This is a genomic window from Mycobacterium sp. E2699 (genome assembly GCF_001666745.1).
GTDB lineage: Bacteria > Actinomycetota > Actinomycetes > Mycobacteriales > Mycobacteriaceae > Mycobacterium.
The window spans coordinates 1-511 of the sequence record NZ_LZJH01000092.1 but is presented as its reverse complement, the minus strand read 5'-3'; the positions used below and the strand labels follow the sequence as shown (position 1 = coordinate 511).

Genomic DNA, 511 nt, shown 5'->3' with positions numbered 1-511 from the left:
GTCGAGCAGACCGTGGCCCGGCTGGCCCGGGTGGCCGGGGTGGCCGACGGCGCCCAGGTGGTCGATGACGGCGTCGGCCCGGTGGCCGCGACCCCGATCATCCGCTGGCTGCACAGCGTCAAGGGTCCGGTGGACCAGTTCAACCAGACGGTGGTTGTGCAGGCTCCGGCCGGGGCGACAGAGGCCGACGTGGTGGTGGTGTTGCAGGCCCTGCTGGATCGGCATCCGATGCTGCGGCTGCGGGTCGACGACGACGGCGCCGGGGGTTGGTCGCTGACGGTGCCCGAGCCGGGGTCCGTGGACGCCCGCCACTGCCTGCGGGCGGTGGACGCGCTGTCCGAGGAGGCGCTGGTGGAGGCGCGGTCGCGGTTGAACCCGGCGGCCGGAATCATGCTGAGCGCGGTGTGGGTGGTCCCTGCCGGTCGATTGGTGGCGATCGTTCACCATCTGGCGGTCGACGGGGTGTCGTGGCGGATTTTGCTGGAGGATCTCAACCTGGCCTGGGCGCAGC

General features: G+C 72.2%; 1 protein-coding gene. It reads left to right on the top strand.

Going from position 1 to position 511, the window contains the following annotated elements; all coding sequences use genetic code 11:
* A partial coding sequence (locus tag A5696_RS16935) for a condensation domain-containing protein (RefSeq protein WP_231964357.1) occupies positions 1-511 on the top strand: 511 nt, incomplete at both ends.